This window comes from Pseudomonas sp. IT-93MI4, assembly GCF_949767635.1.
In the GTDB taxonomy this organism is placed as follows: Bacteria; Pseudomonadota; Gammaproteobacteria; order Pseudomonadales; family Pseudomonadaceae; genus Aquipseudomonas; species Aquipseudomonas putida_A.
In genome coordinates, this window is sequence record NZ_CATKPP010000012.1 from 42,887 (window position 1) to 64,236 (window position 21,350).

The following is a 21,350-nucleotide window of genomic DNA, read 5'->3' on the forward strand; positions in this document are numbered from 1 at the left end:
CATGAACGATCACAACAACAATATTCAGTTGGAAACCGCCATGACCACGACCACCATGACCATGATCCAGGCCCTGCGCTCGGCCATGGATGTGATGCTTGAGCGTGACGACAATGTGGTGGTGTTCGGTCAGGACGTCGGCTACTTCGGCGGCGTGTTCCGTTGCACCGAAGGCCTGCAGACCAAGTACGGCACCTCGCGGGTATTCGACGCGCCGATCTCCGAAAGCGGCATTGTCGGTGTTGCGGTGGGCATGGGTGCTTACGGCCTGCGCCCGGTGGCCGAGATTCAGTTCGCCGACTACGTCTACCCGGCTTCCGACCAGATCATTTCCGAAGCGGCGCGCCTGCGTTATCGCTCGGCCGGCGAGTTCACCGCGCCGATGACCCTGCGCATGCCGTGCGGCGGCGGGATCTACGGCGGCCAGACCCACAGCCAGAGCATCGAGGCGATGTTCACTCAGGTCTGCGGCCTGCGCACCGTGATGCCCTCCAACCCGTACGACGCCAAGGGCCTGCTGATCGCCTCCATCGAAAACGATGACCCGGTGATCTTCCTAGAGCCGAAACGCCTGTACAACGGCCCGTTCGACGGCCACCACGACCGTCCGGTAACCCCGTGGTCGAAACACCCGCAGGCCCAGGTGCCGGACGGTTACTACACCGTGCCGCTGGACGTCGCCGCGATCACCCGTCCGGGCAAGGACGTGACCGTGCTGACCTACGGCACCACCGTTTACGTCTCGCAAGTTGCCGCTGAGGAAAGTGGCGTGGATGCCGAAGTCATCGACCTGCGCAGCCTGTGGCCGCTGGATCTGGAAACCATCGTCAAGTCGGTGAAGAAAACCGGCCGCTGCGTGGTGGTACACGAAGCCACCCGCACCTGCGGTTTTGGCGCCGAGCTGGTGTCGCTGGTGCAAGAGCATTGCTTCCATCACCTGGAAGCGCCGATCGAACGCGTCACCGGTTGGGACACCCCCTACCCGCACGCGCAAGAGTGGGCGTATTTCCCAGGGCCGTCCCGAGTGGGCGCGGCGTTGAAACGGGTCATGGAGGTCTGAATGGGCACGCACGTTATCAAGATGCCGGACATCGGCGAAGGCATCGCAGAAGTAGAGCTGTCGCAGTGGCACGTCAAGGTTGGCGATCTGGTGGTTGAAGACCAGGTGCTGGCGGACGTGATGACCGACAAGGCAATGGTCGATATTCCGTCGCCGGTTCACGGCAAGGTGATTGCCCTCGGCGGTCAGCCGGGTGAAGTGATGGCGGTCGGCAGTGTGCTGATCAGCATCGAAGTTGAAGGCGCCGGAAACCTGAAGGAATCCGCCGCACCAGCACCGGTTGCTGCGAAAGAAGCACCTGCTGCGCCGAAAGTTGAAACAGCTGTCGAGAGCAAACCTGCCGCCGCTGCCGCGCCGCGTCCGGCACCGGTTTGCCAGGGACCGATGGTTGCCCGTGAAGCTGATGAGCGTCCGCTGGCCTCCCCGGCCGTGCGCAAACATGCGCTGGATCTGGGCATTCAGCTGCGTCTGGTACGCGGTTCCGGCCCGGCCGGTCGCGTATTGCACGAAGACCTTGAGGCCTATCTGGCGCAAGGTCAGTCGAACGCTTCGGCACCGACAGCCGCCGCTTACGCCCAGCGTCACGATGAAGAACAGATTCAAGTAATCGGGATGCGCCGCAAGATCGCCCAGCGCATGCAGGACGCCACCCAGCGTGCCGCGCACTTCAGCTACGTCGAGGAAATCGACGTCACCGCCATCGAAGAACTGCGCGCGCATCTGAATGAAAAACACGGTGCCAGCCGGGGCAAGTTGACCTTGCTGCCATTCCTGGTCCGCGCACTGGTCGTCGCCCTGCGCGACTTCCCGCAGATGAACGCCCGTTACGACGACGAAGCCCAGGTCATCACCCGCCTCGGCGCAGTGCATGTCGGTGTCGCCACGCAAAGCGATGTGGGCCTGATGGTGCCGGTGGTGCGTCACGCCGAAGCACGCAGCCTGTGGGACAGCGCCGCGGAAATCTCGCGTCTGGCCAATGCCGCACGCAATGGCAAGGCCAGCCGCGACGAATTGTCCGGCTCGACCATCACCCTGACCAGCCTCGGTGCGCTGGGCGGCATCGTCAGCACGCCGGTGCTGAACCTGCCGGAAGTGGCCATCGTCGGCGTGAACAAAATCGTCGAACGGCCAATGGTCGTCAAAGGCCAAGTGGTGATCCGCAAGATGATGAACCTCTCCAGCTCCTTCGATCACCGCGTGGTCGACGGCATGGACGCGGCGCTCTTCATCCAGGCCATTCGTGGCTTGATCGAACAACCCGCGACCCTGTTTGTGGAGTGATGCAATGCAAACCTTGAACACCACGCTGCTGATCATCGGCGGCGGCCCCGGCGGTTACGTCACGGCGATTCGCGCCGGGCAACTGGGCATTTCGACGATTCTGGTCGAAGGCCAATCGCTGGGTGGCACTTGCCTGAACATCGGCTGCATTCCGTCCAAAGCGTTGATTCACGTGGCCGAGCAGTTTCACCAGACACGACATCACAGTCAGCATTCTGCGCTGGGTATCAGCGTCTCGGCGCCAACCCTCGACATCAGCAAGAGCGTCGAGTGGAAGGACGGCATCGTCGATCGCCTGACCACCGGCGTCGCCGCACTGCTGAAAAAGAACAAGGTCCAGGTCATCAATGGCTGGGCCAAAGTCATCGACGGCAAAACCGTGGAAGTCGGCGATACGCGGATCCAGTGCGAACATCTGGTGCTGGCCACCGGTTCGACCAGCGTCAACCTGCCGATCCTGCCAATTGGCGGGCCGATCATCTCCTCCACCGAAGCGCTGGCACCGAAGTCCGTGCCCAAGCGCCTGGTGGTGGTGGGCGGCGGTTACATCGGTCTGGAGCTGGGCATCGCTTACCGCAAGCTCGGCGCCGAAGTCAGCGTGGTCGAGGCGCAGGATCGTATCCTGCCAGCCTACGACGCCGAGTTGACCCAACCGGTGCACGAAGCGCTGAAGCAACTGGGCGTGAAGCTCTATCTCAAGCACAGCGTGCTGGGTTTCGACGGCACCTTGCAGGTGCGTGACCCGAACGGCGACACCCTCAATCTGGAAACCGATCAGGTGCTGGTGGCGGTCGGCCGCAAGCCGAACACCCAAGGCTGGAACCTCGAAGCGTTGAATCTGGACATGAACGGCTCGGCGATCAAGATCGACAGCCGCTGCCAGACCAGCATGCGCAACGTCTACGCCATCGGCGACCTGAGCGGCGAGCCGATGCTCGCCCATCGCGCCATGGCTCAGGGCGAAATGGTTGCCGAGCTGATCAGCGGCAAATCCCGCGAATTCAACCCGACCGCCATCGCCGCCGTGTGCTTTACCGACCCGGAACTGGTGGTGGTCGGCCAGACCCCGGACGAAGCCAAGGCTGCCGGGCTGGACTGCATCGTTTCCAGCTTCCCGTTCGCTGCCAATGGCCGGGCGATGACCCTGGAATCAAAAAGCGGCTTCGTGCGGGTGGTAGCGCGGCGCGACAATCATGTGATTGTCGGCTGGCAGGCGGTCGGGGTTGGCGTGTCGGAGTTGTCGACCGCATTCGCGCAAAGCCTGGAAATGGGTGCGCGCCTCGAAGACATCGGCGGCACCATTCATGCGCATCCGACCCTGGGTGAAGCGGTGCAGGAAGCGGCGTTGCGGGCGTTGGGGCATGCGTTGCACCTGTGATGGTGGGTGGCTGTAATGGCCCCTTCGCGAGCAGGCTCGCTCCCACAATGGGAATGCATTTCAAATGTGGGAGCGAGCCTGCTCGCGAATTCTCAGGCGCAACCGGAATTATCTGTCTGTCATCCGATAGTCCGGGCTGCGAAACCGCTCAAGAATGAAGTATTGTTGTGCCCATCCAAAAAAACGTCAGAAGCCTTGAACCGTTTCGACGGTTGTTCAGTGATAGAGGGTGTCATGGGTAACGAAAGCATCAATTGGGACAAGCTGGGTTTTGACTACATCAAGACCGACAAACGCTATCTGTCGTACTTTCGCAATGGCGAGTGGGACAAAGGCACCCTGACCGAAGACAACGTGCTGCACATCAGCGAAGGCTCGACTGCCCTTCACTATGGCCAGCAGTGCTTCGAAGGCCTGAAGGCTTATCGTTGCAAGGACGGCTCGATCAACCTGTTCCGTCCTGACCAGAACGCCGCGCGCATGCAGCGCAGCTGCGCCCGCCTGCTGATGCCGCACGTGTCGACCGAGCAGTTCATCGAAGCGTGCAAGGAAGTGGTTCGCGCCAACGAGCGCTTCATCCCGCCATACGGCACCGGCGGCGCGCTGTACCTGCGTCCGTTCGTGATCGGCGTGGGTGACAACATCGGCGTGCGTACCGCGCCGGAGTTCATCTTCTCGGTATTCGCGATCCCGGTCGGCGCCTACTTCAAGGGCGGCCTGACTCCGCACAACTTCCAGATCTCCAGCTTCGACCGCGCCGCCCCACAAGGCACCGGTGCGGCCAAGGTCGGTGGCAACTACGCCGCCAGCCTGATGCCGGGCTCGCAGGCCAAGAAAGCGCACTTCGCTGACGCCATCTACCTGGATCCGCTGACTCACAAGAAGATCGAGGAAGTCGGTTCGGCCAACTTCTTCGGGATCACCCACGACAACAAGTTCATCACCCCGAACTCGCCATCCGTGCTGCCAGGCATCACCCGTCTGTCGCTGATCGAACTGGCGAAAACCCGTCTGGGTCTGGAAGTGATTGAAGGCGACGTGCTGATCGACAAACTGTCGGACTTCAAGGAAGCCGGCGCCTGCGGTACCGCGGCGGTGATCACCCCGATCGGCGGGATCAGTTACAACGACCACCTGCACGTGTTCCACAGCGAAACCGAAGTCGGCCCGGTCACCCAGAAGCTCTACAAAGAGCTGACTGGCGTGCAGACCGGCGACATCGAAGCGCCAGCGGGCTGGATCGTCAAGGTTTGATCCTCTCGCGTTAATCGCTAGAAATGTGTGCCCCCTAAAGGGCACACATTTCTTCTGCACCCGTTTTACTCGCGATCAAGTAATGACTCGTGAAGTCCTCTTGCACGGAAGCCCCATCATGGAACGATACATCTTACCGAGTGTTGTAAATCGCGGCCTTCATCGTCTAGTTACGGGTTCATTGGGCTTTGGAAATCTTCTGCCACCTCAAGCAATTTGTTTGGGAACAGTACCTCAGAGCGAACAGATTCGTGAAGTTGCGGAGCTGCTCAGCCATGAACTAAAAATCCCACTCTCAGATGGCTTATTGAAAAAAATAGCGGGAATCCCGCCCTGCGCCTGCTACTTGCTGGGCGAATCCAGAGAGGCAAGCGAAGATTATTTATGGGGCCACAAAGCAACTAATAATGTTTTTATCAGAGGAATATTCTCTGCATTGGCATTTGCCGAGCTGGAATTTTGTGAGCGTGACTTACCTCAAAACTCACACGAGGAAAGGTTAACAGGGCATTTACTAAGCAAAATGTACTCCAGCGTACTTTTTTGCTCTGACTCGCTGACTTCATTTTCAAAAGAACTTTATGGCGAGGAGGTGCCCGTAAACGTCGCCTATCACGACCTTTCGGCAAACAATAGAGAAAAGGTAACAGGCAGTGACTTTGGCATCATTGTTCATACCAACCTACCTGGAGAGAGGGAGCGCGTACAGGCTGTGGCTTTTCAAGCAAAAAAACTTTATGACAAAAAGGCGTACTTGCCTATTGCACAAGCCTCCGCGCAGACCAACTACTTTGCCGACGGCGCTTATACCTGCCTGTATGATGTAAGTCAAAAAAAAGATCTTCTCAAACTCCCTCCTGCAATTCTCCAAACGAAACACGCTAGCCGAGCGCCTAAAACTCAACATAACTACGCGATAAATCGCAAAGACCTTCCGCCAGCGACAACCGCACTGTCGTTATTTTTGATAAAAATAATTCAAAACGAAAACATGAACATTGGGGCGAAAACCTTCAATTCTCTAGCGCAAGCAGCGGCATTTATGAGAGGAACGCCAGCCAGCAGAGAAACAAACGATATATCAAGAGTTCTTACCATCTCAATTGGACGGATGACAAACCAACAAGAGTTAAATAGCCTGACTGATCTTTTCCCGCCTACCCCTTCAGAAGAGCCACGCTTGAATGATCTCTGATCCTGACAGTTTTTTCAGGCTCTTAGTTTGTTCATGCTAATCGTGAGATTGACTGAGGCTAAACACTCATCCGGGACCTCGCTCCTCTAGCGACGAGCGAGTTTCAATGCTCTTTAGTACAACCCGCTTGCCTCCTCGCCCCGCAATACCGCTCGCCTGTCCGTTCTGCTGCTTGCCCGTGCGCGCCTGGGTAATCAGCCCGGGAATCAACTCCCCTTCCGGCAGATTCTTCCAGAACCGCACCGGCAAATGCCCTTGCATGACCTTCTCGTTCAACCGCGCCGGATTGAAGATGTGGCTGTAATAGGTCAGCCATAGCTCGCCATGCGGGTCATCGACGTTCTGCGCCAGTTGCTGCCATTCCACCGGGCACTGGCGCTGATGAATCAACTGTTCGCCATCGTAATAAACCCCGTCACGCGGCGTGGCGATCAACCAGCGATGCCGGCCCATGCGTCCGATGAAATGTTCGCTGGCACTGTGCAGGATGTCGTGGGCAGGTTCGTGCCACGCGACGTATTGCGGGCCTGGCTGATCCTGCGGGCGTTCGATGAAACGCACGAACGCATGCAAATGGTGGGCTTCGCGCTGCACCTGCTTGATCCGCCGCTGCAACTCGCTGCCAAGCTTGTCGCCGGCCATCATCGCCGTGCGGTCGCCATGGCTGACTCGCCACAGCACTTCATACAACAGACTCCAGCGCTGGTCGCCCCGGTAGCGCGCGGCTTGCTCCAGGGTATCGAGCAGTGCACGGGGGATACGTGCCTGAAACGGCCCCTGCCCCTCCGGTACCGAGACGTCACTGGCAAACAGATCGCTCACCCCTTCCGACGCCCAGCTCACCAGACTCGGGTCGACTTCATGGCTGAGCAGCCAGCGTGCCTGCTGGCGCCAGGTGTCGAACAGGTCGTCGCAATCGAGATTGATCATCCCCACAACCCCATCTGCTGCGGCTGCGGCCGGTCGCGCAGTTGCTGATAGAGCATGTGGCTGGTGACTTCGGCCTGTTGCGGGTGGTAGTCGCTGGTGATGATGAACGGCTTGGCCTTGGCCAGCACACAACGCATGCGCGCCACATCTTCGTAGCGGATGCGCCGTTGCTGGCGCAATTGCACCAGACGTTCGGTGGTACGCAGACCGATGCCGGGGATTCGTGCGATCAGCGACGGCTCGGCGCGATTCAGGTCCAGCGGAAACACCTCGCGATTCTGCAGCGCCCAAGCCAGTTTCGGGTCGATGTCCAGCGCTAGATTACCCGGGCCCTTGAGCAGCTCATCGGCGCTGTAGCCGTAACTGCGCAAGAGGAAATCGGCCTGATACAACCGGTGTTCGCGCATCAGCGGTGGCGCGGCCAGTGGCACGCTTTTCGGGCTGTCGGGAATCGGGCTGAAGGCCGAATAGTAGACGCGCCGCAAGCGGTAGTTGCCATACAGCGACTGAGCGCTGTGCAAAATCGTGCTGTCGTCGGTGTCATCCGCGCCGACGATCATTTGCGTACTTTGCCCGGCCGGGGCGAACTTCGCCGAACGCGGTTCGTTGAGCACCGTTTGTACGCCGGTGTAAATGGTGTTCATTGCCTGCTTGATCGAACCAATCTGCTTCTCCGGCGCCAGGGTTTGCAGACTGGCGTCGGTGGGCAGTTCGATATTGACGCTGAGGCGATCGGCGTAGCGCCCGGCCTCCTCGATCAATGCCGGATCGGCCTCGGGAATGGTCTTGAGGTGAATGTAGCCGCGAAACTCATGCTCTTCGCGTAACAGCTTCGCCACGCGCACCAGTTGTTCCATGGTGTAGTCCGCCGAGCGGATGATCCCCGAGCTGAGAAACAGCCCGCTGACGCAGTTGCGCCGGTAGAAATCCAGGGTCAGCGTCACCACTTCCTCGGGGGTGAAGCGTGCACGCGGCACATCGCTGGAGCGGCGGTTGACGCAATACTGGCAGTCGTAGAGACAGAAGTTGGTCAGGAGGATTTTCAGCAGCGACACGCAACGACCGTCCGGCGTGTAGCTGTGGCAGATGCCCATGCCATCGGTCGAGCCCAACCCACTCTTGCCTTCGGAGCTGCGCTTGGGCGCACCGCTGCTGGCGCAGGAGGCGTCGTACTTGGCGGCGTCGGCGAGAATGCTGAGCTTGTCGATGATTTGCATGGCGCGGGCTCTTTACTGTGTGGATATACAGTATAGGTCCGAGCACGGGGTTACAAGGTGCCAGAAGCGCACCTCGTCGGGCAGAAGCTCAAGATCAAAGGATCGCAGCCTTCGGCAGCTCCTACATTAATTCGCAACAGTCGACATTTTTCAAATGTGCACACTTCCTGTAGGAGCTGCCGCAGGCTGCGATCTTTTGATCTTCGCGTCTAAAGGCAACTCAAGACCAAACCGCATACCCATTTCCTTTCGCCCCGCCACGGTGAGCGCCAACGCCCGACTATCAAGATCCTGCGTCACCCACTTGCGTTTCAATGCCATCTGCAACAACGCCGCGCCCAACGAACCGCCCAGATGCGGCCGGCGCATGCTCCAGTCCAGGCACGGGCAAGCAAACTTGCGGCGCAAGGTACTCAAGTCCTGCACCTCAATTCCCAAGCTCGCAAACAACGCGTCGCCGGTGCCGCTCAAGCGATAAACCCGCTCGTCGGTTTCCACCAGCCACCCCGCCTCGAGCAAACGGTCGTGGAGCAACACCGCCAGCGTGCCGGCCATGTGGTCGTAGCAGGTGCGGGCGAATTGCAGGCGATCCGGGGTGTGCGGCTTGAAGCTAGGTGCGGCGTTCTGTCCGATCACCATCAACGCTTCCAGCGCCTGAGCCACGCGCTGATCGGCGAGGCTGTAATAACGATGGCGGCCCTGCACGTGCAGGCGCACCAGTGCCAGATCCTTGAGCTTGGCCAGATGTGCACTGGCGGTGGAGGCGCTGACTTCCGCCACGGCCGCTAATTCAGTGCTGGTGCGGGCGTGGCCGTCCATCAGCGAGCAGAGAATTTTCGTGCGTGCCGGTTCGGCGATGGCGGCCGCCACCTGCGAAACGCCGATGTCTTGATGTTCTGCGTGCATATTTCGCTCCCCGACGAATCGTCGTCGCTGCGGACTGAAGATACTCGCATCACTTTCCCGACGACAAGGCTGTGAACCATGGACCCGATCATCGCTGCGACGCATGCCGATCCCTACCCCTACTACGCCAAACTGCGCGCCGAGGGCGGACTGACCTTTGATCATGGATTGAAGCTGTGGGTCGCCAGCAGCGCCCGAGCGGTGCGTGCGGTGCTGACGCATGCCGATTGTCGGGTGCGACCGTTGCAGGAACCGGTGCCCAAGGCGATTGCCTCGGGGCTGGCCGGCAAGGTGTTCGGGCAGTTGATGCGGATGAACGATGGCGAACGTCAGCGCTGTCCGCGTGCGGCAATCGAGCCGTCACTGCAGTTGATAGATGAGGAGCAAGTACGCGCACTGGTGGCCGCGCGTTTGATTACAGCGGACGCCGACGGCTTATATAAGGCGATGTTTCGCGGCCCGGTGTGCGTGGTCGCGGCGCTGCTCGGCTTCTCCCCGGCGCAAGGCCGGGCAATCAGTGAGCTGACCGCGGATTTCGTCGCCTGCCTGTCGCCGCTGAGCAATGACCTGCAACTGGCGGCGGCGCATGCGGCGGCGGAGCAATTGCACGGCTATTTCATCGAGTTGCTGGCCGAAGCCGATAGCGAGTTGCTCAAGGCGATCGAGCAGCGATTTACAGGAGACGAAGAAACCCTGATCGCCAACCTGATCGGTCTCTGTTCGCAGACGTTCGAGGCCAGTGCGGGACTGATCGGCAATGCACTGATTGCGCTGCGACGTCAGCCCGAATTGCGCCATGCCTCAGTGGACGCACTGTTGGCCGAGGTTCAGCGCTTTGATCCGCCAGTGCAGAACACTCGGCGCTTTGTCGCGCAGACTTGCGAGATCGATGGCGTGCGGCTCGAGGCCGGAGAGGTGATTCTGGTACTGCTGGCCTCGGCCAACCGCGATCCATTGTTGAATGCAGAGCCCGAGCGGTTTCTGCTGGATCGTCCTGACCGGGGCAGTTTCAGCTTTGGCAGCGGCCGGCATCAGTGTCCGGGGCAGACGCTGGCGCTGAGCATTGCCGCTGCGACTGTCAGAGAAATCCTTGATCAGGGTGTGAATCTGCAACAACTGACGTGGCATTACCGCCCATCGCTCAATGGGCGGATTCCACTGTTCAGCGCGGCACAGCCTTAGGCACTGTGGCTCAGCGCTTGGGGTTGAGGCTCATGATACGCGTGCCCTGCTCTAATCCCCTGTAGAAGCAAACTGGCGATGTCGATACCGAATATCAGATAAAGAAAATCAAGCTTGATTTATATCGGTTTCGATATAGCCTGCTGATAGGTGACCTCTGCCACTCTTTGCAACACACCGCCGCAACGCATTTTCGTCGGAGCCATTACGCTTATCCTTTCAACAAAGGAGAAGTCGATGCCAAGACACAAGGATGTGGTGTTTGTCGCAAGTGCACTCAAGGATCTGAGAGCTTTTCCTTTGGATGCTCGCAGAGCTGCGGGATTTCAATTGGATCTGTTGCAACAGGGCGACGAGCCTTTTGATTGGCGCCCCATGAAAACCGTAGGACGGGGTGTCAATGAAATCAGAATCACCGAAGACTCAGGAGCGTTTCGAGTGTTTTATGTGGTCAATCGGCCTGACGCGATTTATGTGCTGCACGCCATGCAAAAGACCACTCGCAAAACTGAAACGCGAGATATAGAACTGGCACGCGCCAGATACCAGGAAATAGGTTAAGCCATGAAGGATCATCAACACCCTTCCCAGCATTTCTCAAGCATCTGGGACGCGCTGGAAGACACGCCGCAGGACGCGGCCAACATGCGCCTGCGGGCCAAACTCATGCGCACGCTTTGCGAGACGGTTCGTGCCTGGGAGCTTCCTCAGAAGGAAGCCGCCAAGCGCTTGGGGATTACTCAGCCACGCCTCAATGACGTACTCAACGGTAAAATCGACAAATTTTCTCTGGATGCGCTGGTCAATCTGTCGGCCGCAGCGAAACTGGAAGTAGACATCTGTTTCCCCCAGGCCGCACCGCTGCACTGGGCTTGAAGGCAGCTCGGATTCTTAGGCCAAGAGGCGATGTCGTTACTGCATCCGCCTCAATCCTCCCGCGTCAAAACCTCCAACAATTCAATCTCAAACACCAGATTCGAATTCGGCGGAATCTTGCCCATCGTCCGCTCGCCGTACCCCAAATGCGCCGGCACCAGCAGTCTGCGCTTGCCGCCCACTTGCATGCCCATCAGCCCCTGATCCCAACCCTTGATCACCCGGCCCGTGCCAATCACGCACTGGAAAGGTTTGCCACGGCTGTGAGAAGAATCGAACTCGCTGCCGTCTTCCAGCCAGCCGGTGTAATGGGTGGTAATCAGCGCGCCTTTGACGGCAGCCTTGCCCTCGCCCACCTGAAGATCGATTACCTGCAATTCATCATTCATGACATTCACTCAATTGCTTAACTGGCGGGCGTTTTCCCAGAAATGGCAGCTGTTCGCAACTCATTAACCAATGATTGGCGGTTTATCGAGTGGAAACACTCAATCAGGAGGCAAGCCAAACACAACGCCATTGAAAGTATGGGTGCAACACTGGCAATGGGGTTTCATCTCCTCGGCCTTCAAGTCCGGGTTGACGATTTGCAGACGCTTTTGCTCATCGACGTACAGGCCATTGAAGTAGCTCGACTCACCCAGTCGCACAATGTCCTCGCGATCATCTTCATGGATGGACACCATCCAGAACACTGGCTCCGGACGATCAAGGCGCGCCAGCGCCTCACTGTAAATCTCATCCCAGTTACCTCCGACGCGAGATAACAGAAAGCGAAATAATGGCGTGTAATCGTAGCCGTGATGCTTGATTCCATGCATCGAACCCCGCGTCGCCTCGCTACGCCTCTCGGCTTTGGTATTACGCTCATTCCGATAGTGACTGCCCTGATTGTTGCGCCAGACATTGTGAGCAGTGGTATTTACTTTGCGATAAAGCGGTTTCTTTTCCAACGATTGCTCCTGACATCCAGTCACTCGAAACGCCCTTCGCGTTTTACCCGAATAGCGCCCGAATGCAATCGACCGTCCATGGCCAATTGTTACCGAAGTGCTTAACGCTCGACAGGTTGCATCTCGACAATGGTGCCATTGGTGATCATGACCATCACGTACTTGTCATTGATCTGCACCCACTGCGCCTGATCGACCGGTGCTTTCAAGCCTTTCTGTTTCCAGTTTTTCAACGCTTTGTCGCTGCGCTGATAAATGTCTGGAGCCCGGTCGTTGACCTTCAATTCGCGGTCGCTGGTCGGCGACTGGACCGTGGGTTCGCTTGAGGTTTGCGCCGCTTGAACAAGTGGGCTGATCCCGACAATGCCGGCGACCAGGGCCAGGCTGGCGATTAGGGTTTTGCTGTTCATCGGTGAACCTCCTTCAGATGTGTGATACCTGAACTCCGACTGCGGAGGACTGGAATCATTCCTTGTTTTTGCGTGGACTGGCCAGGGATTGTAGTTGTCTGTGAGGCCGCTATCGCTGGCAAGTCAGCTCCCACAGGTTTGCTTGGTGTTGCAGGGACAACGGGTACACCGCAAAAACTGTCGGAGCTGGCTTGCCAGCGATGACATCGGTACATGCAGCATTTTCATTACCTGAACCACCGCTTTCGCGAGCAGGCTCGCTCCCACAGGAAGTGGTGTTTCAGGGAATTGATCCGTTTTGCACATCAATCCATGCCAACAATGCAATTAACATCCTGTTACAGCTGCGCGACCATCCGCCGCAATAACAACCGTGCGCCGCTTCCACGTCGCGCACGTCATAAAAGCGGTGGAGATTTTTCTATGACAGCCTCAATCCCACACGGCGGCTCGCGGGCCGGCGCCATTTTCCGGGTCACCTCGGGCAACTTCCTCGAACAGTTCGACTTCTTTCTGTTCGGCTTCTACGCCACGCAGATCGCGGCGGTGTTCTTCCCGGCGAGCAGTGAGTTCGCTTCCCTGATGATGACCTTTGCCGTATTCGGCGCAGGCTTTCTGATGCGTCCACTGGGCGCCATCGTGCTGGGTGCGTACATCGATGACGTCGGTCGGCGCAAAGGGTTGATCGTCACCCTGTCGATCATGGCCAGCGGCACGATCCTGATTGTGCTGGTGCCCGGATACGAGACCATCGGTCTGTTTGCGCCAGCGCTGGTGTTGATCGGACGGCTGTTGCAGGGCTTCTCCGCCGGTGCGGAACTGGGCGGTGTTTCGGTGTACTTGTCGGAAATCGCCACCCCTGGCCGCAAGGGCTTTTTCACCGCTTGGCAGTCCGCCAGTCAGCAAGTGGCGATCATCGTCGCGGCAGCCTTGGGCTATGCGCTGAACGCGTGGATGGCGCCGGATGTGGTTGCCGATTGGGGCTGGCGCATTCCGTTTTTCGTCGGTTGCATGATCGTGCCCTTCATCTTTTTCCTGCGGCGTAACCTGGCGGAAACTGAAGAGTTCGCCGCACGCAAACACCGCCCGAGCATGAAGGAAGTGTTCCGCACGCTTGGCCAGAACTGGGGCGTGGTGCTCGGTGGCATGTTGATGGTCGCGCTGACCACCACCGCGTTCTACCTGATCACCGTGTACGCGCCGACCTTCGGCAAGACCGTGCTGCACCTGAGCACTTCCGATGCGTTGCTGGTGACCTTGCTGGTTGGCGTGTCGAACTTCTTCTGGCTGCCGATTGGCGGCATGTTGTCCGACCGTGTCGGCCGGCGCCCGGTGCTGATCGCCATGGCGCTGCTGGCACTGGCCACCACCTATCCGGCCCTGTCGTACCTGGTGCAGGCGCCGAGCTTCAGTCACATGTTGCTGTCGCTGCTGTGGCTGTCGTTCATCTACGGCATGTACAACGGCGCGATGATTCCGGCGCTGACCGAGATCATGCCGGTGGAAGTGCGAGTAGCCGGTTTCTCCCTCGCCTACAGCCTGGCGACCGCGATTTTCGGCGGTTTCACCCCGGCGATGTCGACCTTCCTGATCCAGTACACCGGCGACAAAGCGGCGCCGGGTTACTGGATGAGCGTCGGCGCACTGTGTGCGTTGTGCGCCACGTTGTACCTCTATCGCCGCGCAGGCGGCCGTTTGCAACCGGTTGCCGCATAAGGAGCAATCACCTTGAAAAAACTGATCAATCTCAGCGCCATCGCCCTCTTCGCTTTCAGCGCCCTGGCCCATGCTGAACAGCTGAATGTGATGACGTCGGGCGGCTTCACCGCCGCCTACAAAATCCTCGGCCCGAAATTCGCGGCCGCCACCGGCAACACCCTCGACACCCAACTCGGCCCGTCGATGGGCAAGGCGCCGGAAGCCATCCCTAATCGCCTCGCTCGCGGTGAGCACGCCGACGTGGTGATCATGGTCGGCTACGCCCTCGATGACCTGATCAAACAGGGCAAGGTCGACCCGGCCTCGCGGGTCGAACTGGCGGATTCACGGATCGGTCTGGTGGTGCGTGAAGGCGCGCCGAAGCCGGACATCAGCAGCGTCGAAAGCCTGAAGAAAACCCTCCTCGACGCAAAATCGGTGGCCTACTCCGACAGCGCCAGCGGCGTGTACATCGAGAAGGAGTTGTTCAACAAACTCGGTGTCGAGGATCAACTGAAACCGAAAGCGAAAATGGTCCCGAAAGTCCCGGTCGGCTCGGTGGTTGCCACCGGCGATTACCAACTGGGCTTCCAGCAGGTCAGCGAATTGCTGCCGGTGCCGGGGGTGACGTTTGTCGGGAAGATTCCGGAGTCGGTGCAGTCGGTGACGCGCTTCGCCGCCGGCATCCCGGTCGGCGCACAGCATCCAAAAGAGGCCAAGGCCCTGCTCGACTATCTTGCCGCGCCTGCCGCCCAGGCTGACGTGCAAGCCACCGGGCTGGATTCGGTCAAGCGCTAAGCGTTGGTGGCTGGACTTTCATTTCCACTACCAGCCGCTCCAGTTCCAATGCCGCCGGGGTCAACGTGCGACCCCGGCGCTTGAGGATGCCGACACTGCGCATCACTTGCGGATCTGTCAGCGGCACCCGCGTCAGGATCGGATGATCCGGCCCGGGCATCGCCATCAGCGGCACCGCCGCCACCCCCAGCCCCGCCTCCACCAGACCAATCATGGTCGTCACATGCCGCGTCTCGCAGATGCTCGGGCGCTGCGGCACCACGCTGCTCAAGGCCTGATCGAGCAGAAAACGGTTGCCCGACGTCTTGTCCAGCGAGATGTAATCCTGCTGATAGAACTCGTCCCAGGTCACGCTGCTGCGTCCGGCCAACGGGTGATCGCGCCGGCAAGCGACGACATAGCACTCCTGCACAAGCGGTTCGAAATCGACCTTGGCATCCTGCGTGCCCAGAAAACTCAACCCGAAATCCGCCTCGCCGTTGACCACTGCGCTCAACACGTCGTGGGCGCTGGAGTCGAGGACTTTGACCTTGATTCGCGGAAACTGCTGGTGATAGCGAGCGACCACCCGCGGCATGAAGTAGTACGCCGCCGAGGGTACGCAAGCCACGGTGACATGACCGAGTCGGGTCGATGCGACTTCACTGATGCCCAGCAGCGCCACGTCCAGATCATCCAGCAAACGCTCGACGCTGGGCATGAAGCCACGCCCGGCCTGGGTCAGGCTGACTTTGCGCGTGGTGCGCTCGAACAGCTTTACGCCGAGGGCGTCTTCAAGCTTCTCGATGCGTCGGCTCAGGGCCGGTTGTGACAGGCGCACGATGTCGGCGGCCTTGCGGAAACTGCCCTGCTCGACCACGGCGCGAAAGGCTTGCAGGTCGTTGAGGTCGAAGTTGATGGCCATGGCGGACTCGAAAAGATTGATTCGTGAAGGCTATCAATGTAACCAAATGATGCAATTTATTACAGATTTGATGATATCGCCCTTGCGGGAGCGGGCTTGCTCGCGAATGCGGTGTCACAGTCGCCATCAACATGGACTGAACCAGCGCTTTCGCGAGCAAGCCCGCTCCCACTGGGTTTTGTGGTGGATTGACGAGCGGCGCAGCCCTTATCCTTGTCACCCCCCGCCGTACCGCTGTCAGGAGTCAACCCATGCCCCATGAAGGCAACCTGTTACAAGCCGCTGTCGTGTTTCTCTTCGCAGCCGTGCTCACCGTGCCACTGGCCAAGCGTCTGCAACTGGGTGCGGTGCTCGGTTATCTGTTGGCGGGGGTGATCATCGGCCCGTCGGTGCTCGGCCTGATCGGCAATCCGCAGAGCGTTGCGCATATTTCCGAACTGGGCGTGGTGTTGCTGTTGTTCATCATTGGCCTTGAGCTGTCACCCCGTCGCTTGTGGGTGATGCGCAAGTCGGTGTTCGGCGTAGGTCTGGCGCAGGTGCTGCTGACGGCGGCAGTGATCGGCGTGCTGGCGTTGTATGTGTTCGGTCAGCCGCTGAACAGTGCGATCGTGCTCGGTCTTGGCCTGGCGCTGTCGTCCACCGCATTCGGCCTGCAAAGCCTGGCCGAGCGCAAGGAACTGACCAGCCCCCACGGGCGACTGGCGTTTGCGATTCTGCTGTTTCAGGACATCGCCGCGATCCCGTTGATCGCGCTGGTGCCGATGCTCGCCGGCAGCGCCCACGCCAGCAGCAACGCGGAAAGCCTGAACCACGGTTTGCAAGTGCTCGGCGGGATCGCCGTGGTGGTAGTCGGTGGACGTTATCTGCTACGCCCGGTATTTCGCGTAGTGGCGAAAACCGGTCTGCCGGAGGTCTCCACCGCCACCGCCTTGCTGGTGGTGATCGGTACGGCGTGGCTGATGGATCTGGTCGGCGTGTCGATGGCCCTCGGGGCTTTCCTCGCCGGCCTGCTGCTGGCGGACTCGGAGTATCGCCATGAACTGGAAGCGCAGATCGAGCCGTTCAAAGGCCTGCTGCTCGGGCTGTTTTTCATCAGCGTCGGCATGGGCGCCAACCTGAGTCTGCTGCTGAGTGCGCCGATCACTGTGCTGGGCCTGACGCTGCTGCTGATCGGCTTGAAGTTGCCGCTGCTGTTTGTGGTCGGGCGTCTGGCCGGTGGGCTGACCAAAATCAGTGCGATTCGCTTGGGTATCGTGCTCGCCGCCGGCGGTGAATTTGCCTTTGTGGTGTTCAAGATCGGGCGCGATCAGGGCCTGTTCGAACCGCGCCTGTATGACCTGCTGGTACTGACCATCACTCTGTCGATGGCCTTGACGCCGTTGCTGCTGTTGATCTGTGCACGATTGGTCAGCCCGAAAGTGCAGCCAGTGGAGGTGCCGGAGAAATTCCGCGAAATCGACACCGAGGCACCGCGCGTGGTGATTGCCGGCATGGGGCGAATGGGCCAGATCGTGGCGCGGATTCTGCGTGCGCAGAACATCAAGTTCGTGGCGCTGGACACCTCGGTGGAAACCATCGAACTGTCGCGCAGTTTTGGCGGCGTGCCGGTGTTCTACGGCGACCCGATGCGCCCGGAAATCCTCAATGCGGCGAAGGTTGGCGAGGCGGAGTATTTCGTGATTGCCACGGATGATCCGGAGACCAACATCAAGACCGCCGAGATCGTGCGCAAGCTGTATCCGCACATGAAGATCATCGCTCGCGCACGTAACCGTCAGCACGTGCACCGCCTGGTCGATGTCGGCGCCGAAGCGATTCGCGAGACCTATTACTCCAGCCTGGAAATGAGCCGCCGTACCCTGGTCGGCCTCGGTCTGACCCAGGCCCAGGCCGATGCGCGGATCAAGCGTTTCAAACACCATGACGAACAGGTGCTGGAAGCCCAGCACGCGGTCTACGACGACGCCGCCAAAGTCCTGCAGACCGCCCAGGAAGCCCGAGCGGAACTGGCGCGGTTGTTCGAGTCGGATCAACTGGAAGAAGAAGCGCGCAAGGTCTGAATTCACCACAATTCCAATTGTAGGAGTGAGCCTGCTCGCGATTGCAATCTATCAGTAGCCATCTCTGTTACTGACACACCGCCATCGCGAGCAGGCTCACTCCTACAGGAATTGTGGATGGACTTAGGCCATTTCCAATTCACGTTCTTGCTTGACCGGCGCCACCTCAAACCGATCCGCCAGGAACGGTGTGATATCCAGCGGCAGCGCCTCCTGATTGACCAGTTTGTCCAGCAGCACGCCAGTGATCGCTGAGGTCAGAATACCGGTGCGGAAATGTCCGCAGGCATTCAGGTAACCCTCCACCCCACGCATCGGCCCGAGGATCGGCAGCTCATCCGGCGAGCCCGGACGCAATCCGGCCCAGGTGCGCTTTAGATTGACGTCCTTGAGTTCCGGCAGGCACCGCACCGCGCCCTGCACCAGTCCGGCGATTTCCGGGTAGGTGGTGGTGACGTCGAAGCCTTTGTCTTCGGTGGTGCTGCCGATCAGGATCTCGCCGTTGTCCTTCTGTGCCACATAGCAGTCGCTAGTGGTCAGGCAGCCGTTGAGGATCTTCGGCATGCGTTCGGTCAGCAGAATCTGGCCCTTGACCGGTTTTACCGGGATACGAATCCCCGTCGCCCACTCGCTCAAGTCCGCCGCCCAGGCACCAGCGGCGTTGATCAGCGTCTTGCAGTGGAACACGCCCTCCTCGGCCGTCTGCACGCCAGTCACGCGGCTGCCGTGGTGCAACACACCGGTGACGTTGGTGTTGACGAAGATGTCGACGCCATTCTGCCGCGCGCCTTCCATGTAGGCGTCGGCGAGACGGAACGGGCTGACCTGGTGATCGCAAAGAAACTCCAGCGCGCCACGGGCCTCATGGCTGACGCTCGGTTCCGCTTCACGCAGCGCCGCCTGATCGAGCCAGCGTACCTGATCGGCCAGATGCGGAATGCAACTGACGATGTGCTCGGCGTAGAGCCGGTCTTCGTCGTCATAGATGACGAACTTCAGCCCGGTCTTTTCGAACTTGAAATCCATCCCGTGCCTGTCCTTCAGCTCGCGATGCAGCGCCGGGTACAGCGCATTGGACTGCAAGGCGAAATCGAAGAAGGACTCCGGCAGGATGTGCGGCGTGCTGGCGTCCACCGCGACCGCCGCGCCCTGGGTTTCGCGCTTGCGGTTGGCCGACATCATGCGGAAGAAAATCACCCCGCAGCCCAGCCCCACCGACTCGCCGATGGCCCACAAGCCTCCGGCCGAAGCGCGGGTCGCGTTGCCCGGGCGCTTGGCGTCGATCACCGCCACCTTGAGGCCCTGGCGCTTGGACAATTGATAGGCGCAGGACGCCCCGATCACGCCGCCGCCGGCAATGATCACGTCATAGAACTTACTCATGGGATGCGGCCTCCGTGCCGACGGACTGGAACGCGGAAAAAGGGATCGGATCAATCGGGAAACGCGGACGCAGCCAGCCGACGTCCTTGCGCCCGGTGGCCTGACGCAGACGGTCGCTGCAGTAGCCGACACACATCCGCCCCTGACAATCGCCCATGCTGATGCGGGTGCGCATCTTCAGGCTGGCGATGTCTTGCACGCCCTGCTCCAGCGCCAGATCGATGTCCGCGCGGGTGGCGTGTTCGCAGCGGCAGATCACGGTGTCGGCGGCCGGCAAAGCGGTCTGGCCGACACCGCGTTCGGTGTAACGGTCGACGGCCGCACGGAAGCGCACGATGGATTTGAGTTTGCCCAGATAACGATCGCGGCGAACCCGCGCCAGCTCTTCTTCGATCACCCCGCGTTGCAGGAGGATCGAGGTCGCGGCGATCTTGCCGGCGAGCATCGCCGCTTCACCACCGCGAATCCCGCCCATGTCACCGGCCAGATGCACGTGCGGCTCGTTGCTTTGCTGCCAGTTGTTCGAATTGGCGCGCAGGTAACCGTCGTCGCTGAAACCGTGATCGAGGCCCATCTGCTGACTGAGCTGGGTGCGCGGAATGAAGCCGTAACCGACCGCCAGGGTCTGCGCTTCGAAGCGCTCGATGCGCGTCAGGTCCGGCTCCCAGGTGGCCGAGTAAGGTGCCACGGTGACGCTTTTCAGCTCGCCGTCGCCGTGGGCTTCGACCACGCCCCAGCCGTAGTTCATCGGGATGCCGTGCAGTTTCAGGTAAGCGAGCATGCTCAAACCGTCGAGGAACAGCTGCGGCTTGTTCAGCAACGCCAGGCTTTCGCGGGCGATCTTGCCGAAGGCGCAGGCTTCGTACACACCCGCGACCTTGACGCCGGACGCGTGCAGCTGCGTTGCCACCAATGGCAGCAACGGCCCGGTACCGGCGATGACCACCGGCCCCTGCGGCTTGACCACGCCACTTTTGATTTGCAGTTGCAGGCCGCCGAGCATGATCACCCCCGGCAGGGTCCAGCCGGGAAACGGCACGCTGCGTTCGTGGCAGCCGGCGGCCAGCAGCAATTGCGGATATTCGATCTCGTGCAGCTGCTCGTCGCCGTCGAGCACCACCAGCGCGCGGGTGCCTTCGGCGCCGACCACGCGATGATTGAGGCGCACGTCGATCAACCCGGACTGTTCCTGGAAATCACCGTGCAGTTTGCTCAGGGCTTCGGAATAGCGCGGCCCCAGATAATCCAGTTGCACGCCGTCGCGCAGTGGCCCGCGATAGACCACGCCACCAAGACGCGAGGCCTCTTCGAGCAAGGTGCAGCGCACCCCATGACGCGCCAGCTCGATGGCCGCCGCCATTCCCGCCGGACCACCGCCGACGATCACCGGTTGCAGGCTCATACGACCTCCTGCTCGTTGATGCGGTTGACCTGGGTTTCGATCTGCATGCCGTCGCGCACCACGGTCTGGCAGGCACGGCGCTTGTGGCGGCCGTTGATCTTCACCAGGCAGCACTGGCACACACCCATGCCGCAGTAGGCGCCGCTGATCTGGCCATGGTCGTTGCGTGCGACCTGGCGCACGCCAAGGGACTGGATAACGCTCAGGACGGTTTCGCCAATGGCCGCCGTCACCGGTTGACCATTGATGTGGACGGTCATATCCGCCTGGGTCAGGGGCTGGATATCGAAAGTGCGTTCTAGGCAGTGCATTACGAAGTTCATCCGTGAAAAGGTTCAGGGGGAAGGTATTGCGTCAGCTCCTTGCTGCTCTACACCGTGCGGCCCGTTTAATTGTTCGATTACAGGCGGGCTCGCGGGTACTTCGTCAGCGCAGCAAAGTGCGCGTGAAGCACTGTAGTTCA

Annotated in this window: 21 protein-coding genes; 11 read left to right on the forward strand and 10 right to left on the reverse strand. The window is 60.1% G+C overall.

Annotation, left to right across the window (positions count from 1 at the left end; translation table 11 throughout):
• Nucleotide 1: 1 nt before the first annotated feature.
• From ACM6I7_RS10930 to ACM6I7_RS10950, 5 genes are all read left to right on the forward strand, one after another.
• Nucleotides 2-1,060 (forward strand): alpha-ketoacid dehydrogenase subunit beta, encoded by a 1,059-nt coding sequence (locus tag ACM6I7_RS10930; protein ID WP_003224000.1) that lies wholly within the window; start codon nt 2-4, stop codon nt 1,058-1,060.
• Complete coding sequence (locus ACM6I7_RS10935; protein ID WP_414888557.1) at nt 1,061-2,341, forward strand: dihydrolipoamide acetyltransferase family protein; 1,281 nt, start codon at nt 1,061-1,063, stop codon at nt 2,339-2,341.
• Between the two features lie 4 nt (nt 2,342-2,345).
• On the forward strand, nt 2,346-3,719 hold the full coding sequence (gene lpdA / locus ACM6I7_RS10940; RefSeq protein WP_414888558.1) for a dihydrolipoyl dehydrogenase: 1,374 nt from the start codon (nt 2,346-2,348) through the stop codon (nt 3,717-3,719).
• Nucleotides 3,720-3,953: 234 nt separating this feature from the next.
• Entirely contained in the window at nt 3,954-4,973 is a 1,020-nt protein-coding gene (locus ACM6I7_RS10945) for a branched-chain amino acid aminotransferase (protein WP_027613221.1), read from the forward strand.
• Nucleotides 4,974-5,091: 118 nt separating this feature from the next.
• On the forward strand, nt 5,092-6,168 hold the full coding sequence (locus ACM6I7_RS10950) for a hypothetical protein (RefSeq protein ID WP_143503082.1): 1,077 nt from the start codon (nt 5,092-5,094) through the stop codon (nt 6,166-6,168).
• 66 nt (nt 6,169-6,234) lie between these two features.
• Here ACM6I7_RS10950 and ACM6I7_RS10955 read toward each other — a convergent pair whose 3' ends face one another.
• The 3 genes from ACM6I7_RS10955 to ACM6I7_RS10965 all read right to left on the reverse strand — a co-directional run bounded on the left by ACM6I7_RS10955 (nt 6,235) and on the right by ACM6I7_RS10965 (nt 9,221).
• Complete coding sequence (locus ACM6I7_RS10955) at nt 6,235-7,098, reverse strand: TIGR03915 family putative DNA repair protein (RefSeq protein WP_096795900.1); 864 nt, start codon at nt 7,096-7,098, stop codon at nt 6,235-6,237.
• The gene (locus ACM6I7_RS10960) at nt 7,095-8,315 is read right to left on the reverse strand and encodes a putative DNA modification/repair radical SAM protein (RefSeq protein WP_027613224.1); all 1,221 of its coding nucleotides are present in this window, start codon (nt 8,313-8,315) and stop codon (nt 7,095-7,097) included. The genes ACM6I7_RS10955 and ACM6I7_RS10960 overlap by 4 nt, the downstream gene beginning before the upstream one ends.
• Before the next feature lie 150 nt (nt 8,316-8,465).
• A complete protein-coding gene (locus ACM6I7_RS10965) occupies nt 8,466-9,221 on the reverse strand; it encodes an ArsR/SmtB family transcription factor (protein WP_097088022.1) in 756 nt (251 codons plus the stop codon).
• Between the two features lie 78 nt (nt 9,222-9,299).
• On the opposite strand from ACM6I7_RS10965, the gene ACM6I7_RS10970 reads away from it, so the two are divergent.
• The 3 genes from ACM6I7_RS10970 to ACM6I7_RS10980 all read left to right on the forward strand — a co-directional run bounded on the left by ACM6I7_RS10970 (nt 9,300) and on the right by ACM6I7_RS10980 (nt 11,279).
• On the forward strand, nt 9,300-10,403 hold the full coding sequence (locus tag ACM6I7_RS10970) for a cytochrome P450 (protein WP_097088025.1): 1,104 nt from the start codon (nt 9,300-9,302) through the stop codon (nt 10,401-10,403).
• A 237-nt stretch (nt 10,404-10,640) separates the two neighbouring features.
• Nucleotides 10,641-10,964, forward strand: a complete 324-nt coding sequence (locus ACM6I7_RS10975; protein ID WP_027613227.1) for a type II toxin-antitoxin system RelE/ParE family toxin — start codon at nt 10,641-10,643, stop codon at nt 10,962-10,964.
• 3 nt (nt 10,965-10,967) lie between these two features.
• Complete coding sequence (locus tag ACM6I7_RS10980) at nt 10,968-11,279, forward strand: helix-turn-helix domain-containing protein (protein WP_095139682.1); 312 nt, start codon at nt 10,968-10,970, stop codon at nt 11,277-11,279.
• Between the two features lie 50 nt (nt 11,280-11,329).
• Here ACM6I7_RS10980 and ACM6I7_RS10985 read toward each other — a convergent pair whose 3' ends face one another.
• The 3 genes from ACM6I7_RS10985 to ACM6I7_RS10995 form a co-directional block, all read right to left on the reverse strand.
• Nucleotides 11,330-11,668: an FKBP-type peptidyl-prolyl cis-trans isomerase gene (locus ACM6I7_RS10985; RefSeq protein WP_247268555.1), complete on the reverse strand. Its 339-nt coding sequence runs from the start codon at nt 11,666-11,668 to the stop codon at nt 11,330-11,332.
• Between the two features lie 99 nt (nt 11,669-11,767).
• The gene (locus ACM6I7_RS10990; RefSeq protein WP_115990137.1) at nt 11,768-12,232 is read right to left on the reverse strand and encodes a hypothetical protein; all 465 of its coding nucleotides are present in this window, start codon (nt 12,230-12,232) and stop codon (nt 11,768-11,770) included.
• Nucleotides 12,233-12,333: 101 nt separating this feature from the next.
• A complete protein-coding gene (locus ACM6I7_RS10995; protein ID WP_414888559.1) occupies nt 12,334-12,642 on the reverse strand; it encodes an RcnB family protein in 309 nt (102 codons plus the stop codon).
• 423 nt (nt 12,643-13,065) lie between these two features.
• Here ACM6I7_RS10995 and ACM6I7_RS11000 point away from each other — a divergent pair, with 423 nt between their 5' ends.
• Nucleotides 13,066-14,358, forward strand: a complete 1,293-nt coding sequence (locus ACM6I7_RS11000; RefSeq protein WP_027613231.1) for an MFS transporter — start codon at nt 13,066-13,068, stop codon at nt 14,356-14,358.
• A 12-nt stretch (nt 14,359-14,370) separates the two neighbouring features.
• Entirely contained in the window at nt 14,371-15,138 is a 768-nt protein-coding gene (locus ACM6I7_RS11005) for a substrate-binding domain-containing protein (protein WP_098968203.1), read from the forward strand.
• Here ACM6I7_RS11005 and ACM6I7_RS11010 read toward each other — a convergent pair.
• Nucleotides 15,128-16,042: a LysR family transcriptional regulator gene (locus ACM6I7_RS11010; protein WP_414888560.1), complete on the reverse strand. Its 915-nt coding sequence runs from the start codon at nt 16,040-16,042 to the stop codon at nt 15,128-15,130. The two genes, ACM6I7_RS11005 and ACM6I7_RS11010, sit on opposite strands and share 11 nt — an antisense overlap.
• A gap of 251 nt (nt 16,043-16,293) precedes the next feature.
• Between ACM6I7_RS11010 and ACM6I7_RS11015 the strand changes: the two genes are divergently transcribed.
• Nucleotides 16,294-18,102 (forward strand): monovalent cation:proton antiporter-2 (CPA2) family protein, encoded by a 1,809-nt coding sequence (locus ACM6I7_RS11015; RefSeq protein WP_285374889.1) that lies wholly within the window; start codon nt 16,294-16,296, stop codon nt 18,100-18,102.
• Between the two features lie 123 nt (nt 18,103-18,225).
• On the opposite strand, the gene hcnC is transcribed toward ACM6I7_RS11015, so the two are convergent.
• The 3 genes from hcnC to hcnA are packed head-to-tail and all read right to left on the reverse strand — an operon-like array spanning nt 18,226 to nt 21,198.
• Complete coding sequence (hcnC, locus tag ACM6I7_RS11020) at nt 18,226-19,485, reverse strand: cyanide-forming glycine dehydrogenase subunit HcnC (protein ID WP_096795892.1); 1,260 nt, start codon at nt 19,483-19,485, stop codon at nt 18,226-18,228.
• Nucleotides 19,478-20,887: a cyanide-forming glycine dehydrogenase subunit HcnB gene (gene hcnB / locus ACM6I7_RS11025; protein WP_096795891.1), complete on the reverse strand. Its 1,410-nt coding sequence runs from the start codon at nt 20,885-20,887 to the stop codon at nt 19,478-19,480. Before hcnB ends, hcnC begins: the two co-directional genes overlap by 8 nt.
• Nucleotides 20,884-21,198 (reverse strand): cyanide-forming glycine dehydrogenase subunit HcnA, encoded by a 315-nt coding sequence (gene hcnA / locus ACM6I7_RS11030; protein WP_027613237.1) that lies wholly within the window; start codon nt 21,196-21,198, stop codon nt 20,884-20,886. The genes hcnB and hcnA overlap by 4 nt, the downstream gene beginning before the upstream one ends.
• Nucleotides 21,199-21,350 lie beyond the last annotated feature (152 nt).